The 15,893-nt window shown below is 65.0% G+C and carries 13 protein-coding genes; 6 read left to right on the top strand and 7 right to left on the bottom strand.

Annotation, left to right across the window (positions count from 1 at the left end):
• Window positions 1–7: 7 nt before the first annotated feature.
• The 5 genes from K3F49_RS29170 (at window position 8) to K3F49_RS29150 (ending at window position 5,220) form a co-directional block, all read left to right on the top strand.
• Window positions 8–1,363 carry a murein hydrolase activator EnvC family protein gene (locus K3F49_RS29170; RefSeq protein WP_234684340.1) on the top strand — a complete coding sequence of 452 codons (1,356 nt, stop codon included), beginning with the start codon at window positions 8–10 and terminating at the stop codon, window positions 1,361–1,363.
• Entirely contained in the window at window positions 1,360–2,718 is a 1,359-nt protein-coding gene (locus tag K3F49_RS29165) for a S41 family peptidase (protein WP_234684339.1), read from the top strand. Before K3F49_RS29170 ends, K3F49_RS29165 begins: the two co-directional genes overlap by 4 nt.
• A gap of 142 nt (window positions 2,719–2,860) precedes the next feature.
• The gene (locus tag K3F49_RS29160; RefSeq protein ID WP_234684338.1) at window positions 2,861–4,084 is read left to right on the top strand and encodes a divergent polysaccharide deacetylase family protein; all 1,224 of its coding nucleotides are present in this window, start codon (window positions 2,861–2,863) and stop codon (window positions 4,082–4,084) included.
• A 64-nt stretch (window positions 4,085–4,148) separates the two neighbouring features.
• A complete protein-coding gene (locus tag K3F49_RS29155) occupies window positions 4,149–4,655 on the top strand; it encodes an RNA pyrophosphohydrolase (RefSeq protein WP_234684337.1) in 507 nt (168 codons plus the stop codon).
• 64 nt (window positions 4,656–4,719) lie between these two features.
• Entirely contained in the window at window positions 4,720–5,220 is a 501-nt protein-coding gene (locus K3F49_RS29150) for an RNA pyrophosphohydrolase (RefSeq protein WP_234684336.1), read from the top strand.
• A gap of 89 nt (window positions 5,221–5,309) precedes the next feature.
• Here K3F49_RS29150 and K3F49_RS29145 read toward each other — a convergent pair whose 3' ends face one another.
• The 6 genes from K3F49_RS29145 to K3F49_RS29120 form a co-directional block, all read right to left on the bottom strand.
• Window positions 5,310–6,908 (bottom strand): adenylate/guanylate cyclase domain-containing protein, encoded by a 1,599-nt coding sequence (locus K3F49_RS29145; protein WP_234684335.1) that lies wholly within the window; start codon window positions 6,906–6,908, stop codon window positions 5,310–5,312.
• Window positions 6,909–7,055: 147 nt separating this feature from the next.
• Complete coding sequence (locus K3F49_RS29140) at window positions 7,056–7,463, bottom strand: F0F1 ATP synthase subunit epsilon (protein ID WP_234684334.1); 408 nt, start codon at window positions 7,461–7,463, stop codon at window positions 7,056–7,058.
• Window positions 7,464–7,550: 87 nt separating this feature from the next.
• Complete coding sequence (gene atpD, locus K3F49_RS29135; RefSeq protein ID WP_234684333.1) at window positions 7,551–8,984, bottom strand: F0F1 ATP synthase subunit beta; 1,434 nt, start codon at window positions 8,982–8,984, stop codon at window positions 7,551–7,553.
• Between the two features lie 83 nt (window positions 8,985–9,067).
• Entirely contained in the window at window positions 9,068–9,940 is an 873-nt protein-coding gene (locus K3F49_RS29130; RefSeq protein WP_234684332.1) for a F0F1 ATP synthase subunit gamma, read from the bottom strand.
• Between the two features lie 179 nt (window positions 9,941–10,119).
• Complete coding sequence (gene atpA, locus K3F49_RS29125; protein WP_234684331.1) at window positions 10,120–11,649, bottom strand: F0F1 ATP synthase subunit alpha; 1,530 nt, start codon at window positions 11,647–11,649, stop codon at window positions 10,120–10,122.
• Window positions 11,649–12,209: a F0F1 ATP synthase subunit delta gene (locus tag K3F49_RS29120; protein ID WP_234684330.1), complete on the bottom strand. Its 561-nt coding sequence runs from the start codon at window positions 12,207–12,209 to the stop codon at window positions 11,649–11,651. Before K3F49_RS29120 ends, atpA begins: the two co-directional genes overlap by 1 nt.
• A 658-nt stretch (window positions 12,210–12,867) precedes the next feature.
• Between K3F49_RS29120 and K3F49_RS29115 the strand changes: the two genes are divergently transcribed.
• Window positions 12,868–13,356 (top strand): septal ring lytic transglycosylase RlpA family protein, encoded by a 489-nt coding sequence (locus tag K3F49_RS29115; protein ID WP_234684329.1) that lies wholly within the window; start codon window positions 12,868–12,870, stop codon window positions 13,354–13,356.
• A 244-nt stretch (window positions 13,357–13,600) separates the two neighbouring features.
• On the opposite strand, the gene K3F49_RS29110 is transcribed toward K3F49_RS29115, so the two are convergent.
• Window positions 13,601–15,811 (bottom strand): primosomal protein N', encoded by a 2,211-nt coding sequence (locus tag K3F49_RS29110; RefSeq protein WP_234684328.1) that lies wholly within the window; start codon window positions 15,809–15,811, stop codon window positions 13,601–13,603.
• Window positions 15,812–15,893: the final 82 nt, after the last annotated feature.

Here is a 15,893-nt window from a genome sequence, read left to right as displayed (position 1 = left end):
CGACAAGATGCGAGCGCCGATCCTCAATTTGCTGCTGATTGCGAGCTGCGCCGGCGCAAGCCTCTTCGCCGACGAAAGCCTCGCGCAAGCTCAGACGGCGGCACCGGCGCCACAGACCGCGGCCATCTCGCCCGACGCCATCAAGCAGCGCGAGCAAGAGCTGGAAGCCGCGCGCGCGAGCAAGAAGAGCGCGGAGGAAGCGCAGGCCAAGTTGAAGGCCGAGATCTCCTCGCTCGGCCAGGACCGCACCCAGCTCAATCAGCAATTGATCGACACCGCCGCCAATGTCCGCACCGTCGAGACCAAGATCGACGAGGCCGAAGCGCGGCTGAAGACGCTGAACGGCCGCGAGCAGCAGGCGCGCGCCTCGCTGGATTCGCGCCGCGCCGACATCATCGAGGTGCTGGCGGCCCTGCAGCGCGCCGGACGACGCACCCCGCCTGCGCTGCTGGTGCGGCCAGAAGATGCGCTGCAGTCGCTGCGCACAGCGATGCTGCTCGGCGCGGTTGTGCCTGAACTCCGCGGTCGCGCGGAAAAGATCGCGGGCGAGCTCGGCGAGCTCGTGGCCCTGCGCAAGACCATCGCCGCCGAGCGCGACCAGCTCGCCTCCGACCGCGACAAGATCCGCAACGACCAGACCCGGCTCACCGCCTTGGTCGACGAACGGCAGCGCCAGCAGTCCTCGCGTGAAAAGGACCTAGACGCCGAGAATTCGCGCGCCATCACGCTGTCAAAGCAGGTCGGCGATCTCCAGGGGCTGATCGCCAAGATGGAGCAGGACCTGCAAAGCGCGGCCAGGGCGGCTGAGAAGGCGGCCGAGGCCGCAAAGCAGGCCGAGGCCAAGGCCGCGGCGAACGCGGCAGCCAGCGCCAAGCCCGGCCCGGCCACGTTCAAGGACCGCTCCCGGACCACCCCGGCCATCCTGTTCGCCTCAGCCAAGGGGATCCTGCCGTTGCCGGTTAACGGTAACAAGATCAGGGACTTTGGCGGTTCCGACGGAGTCGGCGGGGTCCAGAAGGGCATTTCGCTGGCAACCAAGCCCGGTTCGCAGGTCACAACGCCGTGCGACGGCTGGGTGGTCTATGCCGGCCCGTTCCGCAGCTATGGACAACTCTTGATCCTCAATGCCGGGGGCGGGTATCATGTCCTGATCGCCGGGATGGAGCGCATTTCGGTAAACATCGGACAGTTTGTGCTCACGGGGGAGCCGGTCGCGACCATGGGGTCGACCTCTCAAGTCGCCTCCATTCTCGCCACCAACGCGAGTCAACCTGTGTTGTATGTCGAGTTCCGCAAAGACGGCACTCCAATCGATCCAGGCCCATGGTGGGCCGCAAATGAAGGCGAGAAGGTTCGCGGATGATGCGCAAGACTTCAGTTATCCTCCTCAGCGCGGCCACCGGTGCGGCGCTGACGCTGTTCGTGACCCAGCCGCGCGCAGTGTTCATGGGCTCCAGCGCGCGAGCCGCGACCGCCGACACCTATCGGCAGCTCAATCTGTTCGGCGACGTCTTCGAGCGCGTGCGCTCCGACTATGTCGAGAAGCCCGACGATACCAAGCTGATCGAATCCGCCATCAGCGGCATGCTCACGGGCCTCGATCCGCACTCGAGCTACATGGACGCCAAGAGCTTCCGCGACATGCAGGTGCAGACCCGCGGCGAGTTCGGCGGTCTCGGCATCGAGGTCACCATGGAAGACGGCCTGATCAAGGTGGTCTCGCCGATCGACGATACGCCCGCCTCGCGTGCCGGCGTCATGGCCAACGACATCATCACCAATCTCGACGATGAAGCGGTACAGGGCCTGACCCTGAACCAGGCGGTCGAGAAGATGCGCGGCCCCGTCAACACCAAGATCAAGCTCAAGATCATCCGCAAGGGCCAGGACAATCCGATCGACGTCACGCTGGTGCGCGACAACATCCGCGTCCGTTCGGTGCGCGCGCGCGTCGAGGCCGACGACATCGCCTATATCCGCATCACCACCTTCAACGAGCAGACCACCGAAGGTCTGAAGAAGGAGGTTGCCAACCTCTCGACCCAGATCGGCGACAAGCTTAAGGGCTACGTCATCGACCTCCGCAACAATCCGGGCGGCCTGCTCGAGGAAGCCGTCACCGTCTCCGACTCGTTCCTGGAAAAGGGCGAGATCGTGTCGACCCGCGGCCGCAACGCCGAGGAAACCCAGCGCCGCACCGCGCATGCCGGCGACCTTACCAAGGGCAAGCCGGTCATCGTGCTCGTCAACGGCGGTTCGGCTTCGGCGTCGGAAATCGTCGCCGGCGCGCTGCAGGACCACAAGCGCGCGACCATCGTCGGCACGCGCTCGTTCGGCAAGGGCTCGGTGCAGACCATCATCCCGCTCGGCTCGGGCAACGGCGCGCTGCGCCTGACCACGGCGCGCTACTACACGCCGTCGGGCAAGTCGATCCAGGCCAAGGGTATCGTGCCCGACATCGAAGTGCTGCAGGACGTGCCGGACGAGCTGAAGTCGCGTACCGACACCAAGGGCGAGGCTTCGCTGCGGGGCCATCTCAAGAACGATGGCGACGAGAAGACCGGCTCGCAGTCCTATGTTCCGCCGGATGCCAAGGACGACAAGGCGCTCAAGCTCGCCGACGATTTGCTCCACGGCATCAAGAACAGCGCCTCTGCGGCGCCGACGCCGGGCACCACCGACAAGGCGGCAGCCGACAAGCCCAAGGCAGCCAACTAGGCGCAACCTCGGGGCAACGTATTGAAAAGGGCGGCTCCAGGAGCCGCCCTTTTTGCTTGGCACTCCGCCACCCCGGCCTATCCCGGCCTGCCGTCGCTTGACCCCGGCGTGGTATCGTCGGTGGAGTGATTCGGGATCTCGCATGACTGAAACGGTCGATGATCTGAGCGCCCCGCTCGGACAGGACAAGCCGCGCCGAGAACGGCGGCTGCGGCTGCCGTTCACGGCCATGCAGGCGCTGGCCGTGATGCTCGGCCTGTTCCTGGTCGCCTTTGCCGGCTTCGCCGTCTTCAACAAGGACCCGCTCGGCGGCGAACCGATGGCACGGCTCGCGATCCGCGATCCCAATGCCTCTGGCGAGAAGCCCGCGGCCGAGGCGGCTGCGGCCGGCCATGGTCAGGAGAGCAAGCAAGCAACCAGGGATGCGCCGAAAGAGGCCGCCTCCAGCGAGCACAAGACCGTCACCATGATCGACGGCTCGACCGGCGCGCGCCACGATGTGGTGATCGGCGCGAGCGACGCCGCCGACAAAGGCGAGGCGGCGTCCGCTGCACCGGCCGTCATGGCCGGGATCGATCCAAAGCTGCTGGAGAAATCCCGCTACGGCATGATCCCCGCGGTCTCAGGCGATCTCAAGCCGTTCAACGTCTACGCAGCCGAAGCCGACCGCGCCAAGGCCGCGAAAATGCCGGTGGTGGCGATCGTGATCGGCGGCCTCGGCGTCGGCGCCGCCAAGACCACCGATGCGATCATGAAGCTGCCGGGCGCGGTCACCCTGGCCTTCACGCCCTATGGATCTGATCCCGGAAAGCTTGCCGAGCGCGCCCGCGCCCAGCGCCACGAGATCTTCCTCCAGATCCCGATGGAGCCCTACGACTTCCCGGACAACGATCCCGGCCCGCAGACGCTGCTGACCTCGCTGACCGCCGACCAGAACACCGACCGCCTGTATTGGCACCTGAGCCGGATGCAGGGCTATGCCGGCATCACCAATTTCATGGGCGCCCGCTTCGTGGCGACCGAGCCGGCGATGCAGCCGATCATCCGCGAGGCCTCCAGGCGCGGGCTGGGCTTCTTCGACGATGGTTCCTCGCCGCGCAGCATCGCGCCGCAGGCTGCAGGAAGCCTCGCCGTGCCGTTCGGCAAGGGCGACATCGCGCTCGACGCAGTGCCGACCTCGACCGAGATCGACCGCGCCCTGAACAAGCTGGAATCGATGGCGAGGGAACGCGGCGTTGCCGTCGGCACCGCCTCTGCGCTGCCCGTCTCGATCGAGCGGGTCGGCGCCTGGATCAAGACATTGAGCGACCGGGGTATCCTTTTGGTGCCATTGACAACCGCGATGCTGAAATCAAAATCCAGCTAAATCAAAGAATTGGTACGGCACGGGCCCGACAGCCCTGCCGGCAGCACGCGAGGGGTTTGGCGGAATGGCGCGTTATGAGGATCTGCCCTACCGAACCTGCGTCGGTGTGATGCTGATCAATGCCAAGGGCCTGGTGTTCATCGGTCGTCGTGCCGGCGGTATTGAGGACGTCGAGGACAGCCATGTCTGGCAGATGCCGCAGGGCGGGGTCGATCCCGGCGAGGACAATTGGGACGCCGCGAAACGCGAGCTCTATGAAGAGACCAGCGTGCGCTCGATCGAGCGACTCGGCGAAGTTCCGGACTGGCTGATCTACGACATCCCGCGCACGGTGGCGGGGCGCGCCTGGAAGGGCCGCTACCGCGGCCAGCGCCAGAAATGGTTCGCGGTCCGCTTCACCGGCAAGGACAGCGAGATCAACGTCGAGAAACCCGGCGGCGGCGGCCACAAGGCCGAATTCGTCAGCTGGCGCTGGGAACCGATGAAGAACCTGACCGGGCTGATCATCCCGTTCAAGCGCCCGGTCTATGAGCGCGTGGTGAAGGAATTTTCTGCGCTCGCGGATGACTAAATCAAATTGTCACCCCGGCTTTGATGCTAAGGCACGGCCCGGACTGACAACGAGAGATCCACGCGTGGCGAACGAAAAACCCTACCGTCCCAATGTCGGGATCGCGCTGTTCAACGCCGACGGCCGTGTGCTGATCGGCCACCGCTTCAAGGGCGACGGCCCCGAGATCATTTTGCCGGGGCTCGACTGGCAGATGCCGCAGGGCGGCGTCGACGAGGGCGAAATCTTGCGTGATGCCGCGATGCGCGAGCTCTGGGAGGAGACCAGCGTCAAAAGCGCCGACTATCTCGGCGAGACCGACTGGCTCACCTACGAATTCCCGCCCTATGACGGCCCGCAGACGCATCGGCTGGCAAAATTTCGCGGCCAGCGCCAAAAATGGTTCGCGCTGCGCTTCACCGGCAACGAAGACGAGATCGATCCGCTGACGCCGCGCAACGATCAGCCTGCGGAGTTCGACGCATGGCGCTGGGAGCGGCTCGACCGCGTCGCCGACGTCGTGGTGCCGTTCCGCCGCGAGGTCTATCGCGCGGTGGCGCGAGAGTTTGCGCCCTTCGCCAACTGAAATCGCGAAAACAACCCCATGCACAGTAAAATGGGGATTGAAATCATGAGGGGATTTTCGCCGAAAGAGGCGGACCTCAGCACACCTCGCTAATTCGTCGGCCCGACCGTAAACGGGCCGATCGCGATCACGTGGCAGTCGCTGTCATGCTTGACGCAATCGGCGAGCGCGCCGTTGACGGCGTTTTGCTCGTCCGCGGCCTTCAGGCCGAGGCCGGGACGGCCCGCGGTGCCGACGGCGACCGCGTTCCAGCCCATGCCATCGCCGAGCTTGCGCACCACGTCGTCGCGCGCATCGGCCACGATCGAGGAATTGGTCGCGGCGTGGAAGAAGCCGTTGGGCTTCAGTAAGGTCGGGATCGGCACGACGAAAACGTCGTCAGCCGCCACGATCATGCAGGCTGTGCCCGCGATCGCGCCGCAGGATTCCAGCGAACGCCGCGCGGCCTCGTCGACCGACGACGCGCCCAGCACCATGAAATATTGCCCGCCCGGTCCGAGCGCGACCGAGCGCGATTTCGCCGCCGGCGCGTAAATGTTTTCGACGCGCGTCCTGGCCTGATCGCGCAGCATCGGAAAGTCCTTCGACACGAACGGGCGCTCGGTCATGGCGTCGTGCCGCACCCAGGGCTGCGGCGGCATCGGCGGACTGCCGTGGCTGTAGACGACCTTGTTGCCGACCGCATAGAGCTCGCAGCGCCGCGGCGATTGCGCGGCGTCCGCGCGCTTCTGGCACTGGTCGAGCGCGGTATTGCGCGCGGCCTCCTCGTTGGGCTGATTGAGCGCGGAGCCGTTGAAGCCGCCGATGTTCAAGGCGAAGGCCTTGTAATCGCCGGCGGCGGCATATTCGTTGCTGAGAAAGGCACGCTGGCGCTCGCCGAGGAACGGCACCGCGTCCACGGCAATCTTGCCACCCGACGCGGCCGGCGGCGCGGGAACGGGTACCAGTGGCGGCGTCACCGCAGCCGTTTGTGTCGGCGTCGACGTCGGCACGGGCGAAGGCGCCACCGCGGTCGATGACAGCTGCGTGGTCTCGAGCTTGGTGAAATAGAGGAAGCCGCCGACGCCGATGGCGACGACGGAGACCACGCCGACCACCAGCGGCCACATCCAGTTCGGCCCGGGCTCAGCCTTGGCGACCTTCTTCACCTGGGGCGTCGCATAAGTCCCGTCCTCGCGCCGCATCGCCACCATATAGGCGTGCACCGGCGTCGGGATGTTCTTCACTTCCTGCGCGCCGATATCGGCGAACTGCACCGACAGCTTGTTGGCGACCTGCTCATGCACGGCACGCGAGACGCAGATGCCGCCGACCTCGGCCAGCCCCTCGAGCCGTGCTGCGATGTTGACGCCGTCACCGAGAAGATCGCCGTCGCGCTCGACCACGTCGCCGATGGTGATGCCGATGCGGAACGACATCTGCCGGCTTGGCGGATAGGCCATGTTGCGGGTTCGCAAGGATTCCTGGATGTCGATCGCGCAGCGCACCGCGTCGACCGCGCTCGGAAATTCCGCGAGCACGGCATCGCCGGCGGTGTTGAAGATGCGACCGTTCGCTTTCGCGATGAAATCGTCGATGACTTCGCGGTAGGACGCCAGGCGCCGCAGCGTCTCTTCCTCGTCTTCCGCGACCAGCCTCGAGTAACCGGCAATATCGGCTGCAAAGATCGCTGCGATCTTGCGTTTCATCTGCAATAGCCCCGGAACAAAACCCGCGAGCGCAGAATGCCGCTATCGGCGGCGCGGTGCAACAAAGTTTCAGCGCCCGCCACAACCGTGACGCGCGCTGAACTTATTCAGGAATTTCGTGTGAGCCCCGAAGCCGCGCCCCGGGGCTTAGTGCATGGCCGTCGAATTGAGCTGCTGCTGGATGCTCTTGTAGTGATCGAGCCGCTCGATGGCCTGATCGAGCTCGTTGCCTTCGTGCTCCTTCAGCCCTTCTTCCATCTCCGAGATGGTCTCGGCGAACTGGGCGCGGTCGAGCTCGGCCAGCGACGTCGCGACGTCGGCGAGCACGGTGAGGCCCTTCTCCGAGACTTCGGCAAGACCGCCGAGCACGATGATCTTCTCGTGCTTGCCACCGGTGGTGACGGTGAGGATGCCGGGGCGGATTGCAGCCACGACCGGTGCATGACCTGCCAGCACGCCGAAATCACCCTCGACGCCGGGAATGTCGACCTGGTCGACCTCGCCCGAGAACGCGAGCTTTTCCGGAGAGACGAGATCGAAGTGGAAGGTGGCCATGGGAAACCTGCGAGTAGCGAGTGGCGAATAGCGAGTGGCGGTCGGGAGCAGCGGACTATTCGCTACTCGCCATTCGCCATTCGCCTCTTAGGCCGCTTCAGCGGCGAGCTTCTTGCCCTTCTCGACCGCCTCTTCGATGGTGCCGACCATGTAGAAAGCGGCTTCCGGCAGGTGGTCATACTTGCCTTCCACCAGGCCCTTGAAGCCCTTGATGGTGTCGGCGAGGTCGACGAACTTGCCCGGCGAACCCGTGAAGATTTCGGCGACGTGGAACGGCTGCGACATGAAGCGCTCGACCTTGCGGGCGCGGGCCACGGTCAGCTTGTCCTCTTCCGAAAGCTCGTCCATGCCGAGAATGGCGATGATGTCCTGGAGCGCCTTGTAGCGCTGCAGCACCTGCTGGACCTGACGGGCGACCGCGTAGTGCTCCTCGCCGACGACCAGCGGAGAGAGCATGCGCGAGGTCGAGTCGAGCGGGTCCACCGCCGGATAGATGCCCTTTTCGGCGATCGAGCGCGACAGCGTGGTGGTCGCGTCCAAGTGCGCGAACGAGGTCGCGGGCGCCGGGTCGGTCAAGTCGTCGGCCGGAACGTAGATGGCCTGCACCGAGGTGATCGAGCCCTTCTGGGTGGTGGTGATGCGCTCCTGCAGCGCGCCCATGTCGGTCGCGAGCGTCGGCTGATAACCCACGGCGCTCGGAATACGACCGAGCAGCGCCGACACTTCCGAGCCGGCCTGGGTGAAGCGGAAGATGTTGTCGACGAAGAACAGCACGTCCTGGCCCTTGTCGCGGAAGTCTTCCGCGATGGTCAGGCCGGTGAGCGCGACGCGGGCGCGGGCGCCCGGGGGCTCGTTCATCTGGCCGAACACCAGCGCGCACTTCGACTTCACGCTCGGATCCGGATTGTGCGGATCGGCGTTGACCTTGGACTCGATGAACTCGTGATAGAGGTCGTTGCCCTCGCGGGTACGCTCGCCGACGCCGGCGAACACGGAATAACCACCGTGCGCCTTCGCGACGTTGTTGATCAGCTCCTGAATCAGCACGGTCTTGCCGACGCCGGCGCCGCCGAACAGGCCGATCTTGCCGCCCTTGGCGTAGGGCGCGAGGAGGTCGACGACCTTGATGCCGGTGACGAGAATTTCGGCTTCGGTCGACTGGTCGGTGTAGGTCGGCGCTTCCTGATGGATCGCGCGGAGGCCTTCGGTCTTGACCGGGCCGGCTTCGTCGATCGGCTCACCGATGACGTTGATGATGCGGCCGAGCGTGCCTTCACCGACGGGAACGCGGATCGGCGAACCGGTGTCCGTCACTTCCTGGCCGCGGACCAGACCTTCGGTGGTGTCCATCGAGATGGTGCGGACGGTCGACTCACCGAGATGCTGGGCGACTTCGAGCACCAGGCGATTGCCGCCGTTCTTGGTCTCGAGCGCGTTGAGAATGGCGGGGAGGTGGCCTTCGAACTGCACGTCGACGACGGCGCCGATGACCTGGGTGACGCGACCGGTGGCTGCAGCCATTGAGTGTCTCCTTCGATCCGAATTTGTAAACCGCGGTCAGCGTGACCGGGATGTTGCGTTTGACGGGTACTGAAGCGCCTTGGTCAGACGGCCTCGGCACCCGAGATGATTTCGATCAGTTCCTTGGTGATCTGCGCCTGACGCGTGCGGTTGTAGACCAGCGTCTGCTTGCGGATCATTTCGCCGGCGTTGCGCGTCGCGTTGTCCATCGCGCTCATCTGAGCGCCGTAGAACGAGGCGTTGTTCTCGAGCAGCGCGCGGAAGATCTGGACCGCGAGGTTGCGCGGCAGAAGACGCGTGAGAATCTCGTCCTCTTCCGGCTCGTATTCGTAAGACGTCGTGTTGGCGGCTGCCCCTTCCTCGACGACCAGCGGGATGATCTGCTGGGCGGTCGGGATCTGCGCGATCACCGAGCGGAAGCGCGAATAGAACAGCGTGCAAACGTCGAACTCGCCGTTGTCGAACCGCGCCAGAATCTTCTTGGCGATGTCCTCGGCATTGACGAAGCCGATCTGCCGCACGCTGCGCAAATCGAGGTGCTCGACGATCTGCCTGTCGAACAGGCGACGGAGCTGCTCGTATCCCTTGCGGCCGACGCAGAAGAATTTCACTTCCTTGCCCTGCGCCATCAGCGCCTGGGCGCGCTCGCGGGCGAGACGCACGATCGACGAGTTGAATGCACCGGACAGACCGCGCTCGCCGGTGCAGACCAGCAGCAGGTGAACCTGATCCCGGCCGGTGCCGGCCAGCAGCGTCGGCGCGCCGGGAGAACCCGCAGCCGCACTGGCGATGTTGGAGATCACCGCGCTCATCTTGTCGGCATAGGGACGCGCAGCTTCCGCGGCAGTCTGCGCGCGGCGTAGCTTCGAGGCCGCGACCATCTGCATGGCCTTGGTGATCTTTTGCGTCGCCTTGGTGGAGGCGATGCGGACGCGCATGTCTTTAAGTGACGCCATTCTTCGTTCACCCCGGCGGTTCGACGCTTATGATCGAGCCGCTAGCCTATCCCAGTCGTCATGCCCGGGCTCGTCCCGGGCATCCACGTGTTAGTCACTCACGCCGCGAGGCGTGGACGGCCGGGACATCAAATGCGAAGACGCGCTTCGCGATTTAACCCGGCCGTGACGGTTGTTTCCTACGCGAAGCTCTTCGCAAAACCCTCGACGACCGACTTCAGCTTGGCGGCGGTGTCGTCGGTGAGGTCGCGGGTGTCGCGGATCGAGTTGAGGATCTCGGCGTTCTTGCCGCGCAGCAGCGACAACAGACCGTCCTCGAACGCGCGCACCTTGTTGACCGGGAGCGGATCGAGATAGCCGTTGGTGCCGGCCCAGATCACGCAAACCTGCTCTTCCATCTTCAGCGGCGAGAACTGCGGCTGCTTCAGGAGCTCGGTCAGGCGCGAGCCGCGGTTCAGCAGGCGCTGGGTCGAGGCGTCGAGGTCGGAGCCGAACTGCGCGAACGCGGCCATTTCGCGGTACTGCGCGAGCTCGCCCTTGATCTTGCCGGCGACCTTCTTGGTGGCCTTGGTCTGCGCCGAAGAACCGACGCGCGAGACCGACAGACCGACGTTCACCGCGGGACGGATGCCCTGGAAGAACAGGTCGGTTTCCAGGAAGATCTGACCGTCGGTGATCGAGATGACGTTGGTCGGGATGTAGGCCGACACGTCGTTGGCCTGGGTTTCGATGACCGGCAGCGCCGTCAGCGAGCCGGAGCCCTGGTCCTTGTTCAGCTTCGCCGCGCGCTCGAGCAGGCGGGAGTGCAGATAGAACACGTCGCCGGGATAAGCTTCGCGGCCCGGCGGGCGGCGCAGCAGCAGCGACATCTGGCGGTAGGCGACGGCCTGCTTGGACAGATCGTCATAGATGATGACCGCGTGCATGCCGTTGTCGCGGAAGTACTCGCCCATGGTGCAGCCGGTGAAGGGCGCGATGTACTGCATCGGCGCCGGATCCGACGCGGTGGCGGCGACGATGATCGAGTATTCGAGCGCGCCCTGCTCTTCCAGCACCTTCACGAACTGGGCAACCGTGGAGCGCTTCTGACCGACTGCGACGTAGACGCAGTACAGCTTGATGTTCTCGTCGGGCTGCGCGTTGAGCGGCTTCTGGTTCAGAATGGTGTCGAGCGCAATCGCGGTCTTGCCGGTCTGACGGTCACCGATGATCAGCTCGCGCTGGCCGCGGCCGATCGGGATCAGGGCGTCGATCGCCTTGAGGCCGGTCGCCATCGGCTCGTTCACCGACTTGCGCGGAATGATGCCGGGCGCCTTGACGTCGACGCGCATGCGCTTGTCGGCCTGAATCGGACCCTTGCCGTCGATCGGGTTGCCGAGTCCGTCGACAACGCGGCCGAGCAGGCCCTTGCCGACCGGCGCGTCCACGATGGCGCGGGTGCGCTTGACGGTCTGGCCTTCCTTGATCTCGCGGTCGGCACCGAAAATAACGACGCCGACGTTGTCGGTTTCGAGGTTCAGCGCCATGCCGCGGGTGCCGTTCTCGAACTCGACCATTTCACCGGCCTGGACGTTGTCCAGACCGTAGACGCGGGCGATGCCGTCGCCGACGGACAGCACCTGTCCGACTTCGGAGACTTCAGCTTCCTGGCCGAAATTCTTGATCTGGTCCTTGAGGATCGCGGAAATTTCCGCGGCGCGGATGTCCATCAGCCTGCCTCTTTCATCGCGTGCTTAATCGAATTGAGTTTGGTGCGAAGCGAACTATCGATCATGCGGCTGCCAAGCTTCACGACGAGGCCACCGATGATCGAGGGATCAATCTTCACGTTGAGCGCGACGTCCTTGCCGGTCACCGACTTCAGGGCAACCTTGAGGGCGTCGAGATTCTTGTCCGAGAGCGTTTCCGCGACCGTGACATCCGCGGTCGCCTCGCCTTTGAACCTGGCGACGAGGGCGCGGTAGGCGCGGATGACGTCAGCCACCGCGAACAGGCGGCGGTTGGCGGTCAGCACTTTCAGGAAATTGGCGGAGATGCCGGCAATGCCCGCCTTGTCCAGCACGGCCGCGAGGGCCTTGGACTGGGCGTCAGCCGCGAAAACCGGACTGCGGACGAGGCGCTTGAGATCCGCGCTTTCGTTCAGCAGACCCTCGAACCTGTCGAGATCGGCTTTGACCTCATCGACCACCTTCTGGTCGCGGGCCAGTTCAAACAAGGCCGTTGCATAACGGCCCGACACACCTGAAACGGACGTATCTTCTGCAGCCACAGACGCGCTCTTTTAGCTGTCAAATTCGCAAGGGAAAAACCGTCGCCACAACGCGGCGCCTAGCGATCCAAGCCCTTGGAATTCAAGCGGGACTTTGATTCTCGGCCGGCACGGGACGTGCCGGGTCCGTTAAAATCGCGGCTTTGCTAACATAGCAGGCGCGCACGTGCAACATGACGGCAACTTAAAGGCTCGGCTGTTTCTCGCCAGTTCGTCGCACGCCGTGATCAGAGATCGCCGACCCGCCTGGAGCCTGCCGCGAACCTGCCATGCCGCGGAATTGCCACGACCGTTGCGTCGACAACTGGCTCATTGGTTCCTGCCCTCAGCGCATAGCGGCCATGAACACAGCTCGCTGAGGCGTGACCGAAGCCGCGCTGCCCTCGGCCACCGAATACTTACCCAATTCTAAACGCAAAGAATAACAACTTCGCTTTACAGTATTCGATAGTAATCGATTAATTAACAAATCGTTAAAGCGAAAGATTCCGGAACTTCCGCTGAATATCGATTCAGATCACAAGATATTTCAGCATGACACCGAATGGATTTACTGCCCAATTCACGCCTCATTAGGAATCGAAACGCCAACCCGCTCACAAATTGATGGGGGCTCCACTAGCCACATATGTGGCAATACTAGCGTAGGGACCACTAAATGCTGTCTTTGACCCGGCCGCGCACGGCGATCGCTTTTGTCGCCGCAACTCTCCTCGTTGGGGGAACTGCCACCGAAGCTTCCGCCAAATCCAGACATCACCACCGCTATTCTCACCATCACCACCACCCCGCCCAGGACGTCTCCAACGCGACCTCTGATTGGCGCAACGCCAATGCGTCGATGACGCCGTCGTCGGGCACGGGCCGCAGCTTCTCCGGCATGGCCTCCTATTACGGCAACGAGTCCGGCAGCCGCACCGCGTCGGGCCAGCGCTTCAACCAGAACGCCATGACCGCGGCGCACCGTTCGCTACCGTTCGGCACTAAGCTGCGCGTCACCCATGGCGGCTCGAGCGTCATCGTCACCATCAATGACCGTGGCCCGTTCGTGCGCGGCCGCGTGCTCGACCTCTCCACGGGCGCTGCCCGCGCCATCGGCCTCACCGGCGCCGGCGTCGGCCGCGTCACCGCGGAAGTCGTCTCCTAACGGCGCGGTCAGCGCCTCACCTACAAGCGCAGTTCTCGTCATTGTCCGCCGACATGTGAGCGGCGGGAACAGCGCGGGCGAAACAAGCCCGCCGTCTTGGGGGACGGCGGGTTTTTTGTTGGCTTTTCGTAGCCCTCTCCCGTCATTGCGAGCGAAGCGAAGCAATCCAGAGTTCTTCCGCGGAGGGATTCTGGATTGCTTCGTCGCTGCGCTCCTCGCAATGACGGGGAGAGAGCGGTGGGCCCTACAAAAAGCTCTGCGGATCGACATCCACTTCGAGCTTTTGGTTTCCCTTCGGCTTCGGGCACACCGCGAGCCAATTCCGCAGATAATCAGAGAGATCAAAACCGCGCGCCGACTTCACCAGGATGCGAAAGCGGTAGCGGCCCTTGATGACGGCGAGCGGGGCTTCGGCCGGGCCGAGCACCACCACGCGCTCGTCACGCGGCGCGAGCGCAACGAGACGGCGGCCCAGGCCTTCCGCGCTCGGACGGTCGCCAGCCGAAATGATCAGGCTCGCGAGCCGGCCGAACGGTGGATAGAGCGTGCGCTCGCGCAGATCGATCTCGCTGTCGTAGAAAGCCTCGCGGTCGCAGGCGATCAGCGCCTTCATCACGGGATGATCGGGTTGATGGGTCTGGAGATAGCCGACGCCGCGGCCCTGCTCGCGCCCGGCGCGGCCGATCACCTGGTTGAGCAATTGCCAGGTCCGTTCCGCCGCGCGCGGATCGCCGTTGCTTAAGCCCAGATCCGCATCGACCACGCCGACCAGATTGAGCCGCGGAAAATTGTGGCCCTTGGCGACGAGCTGCGTGCCGATGATGATGTCGACCCGGCCCTCCGCGATCTCGGCAAGCTCGCTGCGCATGGTCTCGATCGAGGTGATGAGGTCGCTCGACAGCACCATGGTCCGCGCGTTCGGAAACAGCGCGGCCGCCTCCTCCTGCAAGCGCTCGACGCCGGGCCCGACCGCGACCAGCGATTCCTCCGCCGCGCAATGCGGGCAGGCGTGCGGACGCGGCATCGAGAAGCCGCAATGGTGACAAACCAGGCGCTGGCGAAAGCGGTGATCGACCAGCCAGGCATCGCAGATGGTGCAGGCGAAGCGATGGCCGCAGGCCCGGCAGAGAGTCAGCGGCGCATAGCCGCGGCGATTGAGGAACAGCAGCGCCTGCTCGTGCTTTTCGATCGCTTTTCTGATCTCGCCCGCGAGCCGCGGCGAGATGAAGCGGCCGCGCGCGGGCGGCTCGCGGCGCATGTCGATCGCCTCGATATGCGGCATATGCTGGCCGCCGAAGCGCGACGGCAGCGCGACGCGCTGATAGCGGTTCTTGCGCGCATTGACCTCGGACTCGACCGACGGCGTCGCGGACGCCAGCACGATCGGGATCTTGGCGATATGCGCGCGCACCACCGCCATGTCGCGGGCGTGGTAATGCACGCCCTCGTCCTGCTTGTAGGCCTGGTCGTGCTCTTCATCGACGACGATCAGGCCGAGATTGGCGTAAGGCAGAAACAGCGCCGAGCGCGCGCCGACCACAACCGGCGCGGTCCCGTCCGAAATCGCGGCCCAGTTGCGCGCGCGGGTGCGCGGCGTCAGCTCGGAGTGCCACTCGATCGGCCGCACGCCGAAACGTTGCGCGAAACGGTCGAGGAACTGGCCGGTGAGCGCGATCTCCGGCATCAGGATCAGCGTCTGCTTGCCGCGGCGGATCGATTCCGCGATCGCCTCGAAATAGACCTCGGTCTTGCCCGAGCCGGTGACGCCGTCGAGCAGCGCGACGTGGAAGGTGCCATTGGCCGCAAGCGCCCGCATCGCATCCACGCCGGCACGCTGCAGCGGCGAAAAATCCGGCCGCCCGAACTCCGGATCGGGCGCCGGCGGCGGAGGCGGCGGCGGCATCGGCTCGACCGTGAGCGTGCCTTCGTCGACGAGGCCGTCGATCACGCCGGCCGACACGCCGGCTTCCTTGGCGGCCTCGGATTTGCCGTGCAGCAGCCGGTCCGACAGCACCTGCATCACGCGCTGCCGTGCCGGCGTCAGCCGCTTCGGGGGATCGCCGACCAGGCGCACGCCGGCGCGTACGCGCTCGGGGCCGAGGTTCTCGCCCATGCGCAGGCACATGCGCAACACCATGCCGCGCGGGCTCAGCGTGTAATTGGCGACCCAGTCGACGACGGAACGCAGCTCCGGCTTCAGTGGGGGCAGATCGAGCTTCTCGTTGACCTCCTTGAGGCGGTTGTGCAGGCGCGGATCGGGATTGGCGTTTTCCGCCCAGACCACGGCGAGCACTTCGCGCGGTCCGAGCGGCACGCCGACGAGATCGCCCGCCTTCAGCTCCATGCCGCGCGGCACCTTGTAGGAATAGGTCTGGTCGAGCGCGACCGGCACCAGCACGTCGACCATGCGGGTCGCGCTGGCGGGGGCGGTTTGGCTGCGCGACGAATGATCCATGGCGGGAGAATCGGAACCTGGGGGCCTTGAAGCTAGCGCCCCGTGGCGGCCTTAGCGAACAGTAAACGGGTGTGATGCGATA

The sequence above is a fragment of the Bradyrhizobium monzae genome (assembly GCF_021458635.1).
Classification (GTDB): domain Bacteria; phylum Pseudomonadota; class Alphaproteobacteria; order Rhizobiales; family Xanthobacteraceae; genus Bradyrhizobium.
The sequence above is the reverse complement of the archived record's forward strand: the minus strand, read 5'-3'. Positions and strand labels throughout refer to the sequence as shown.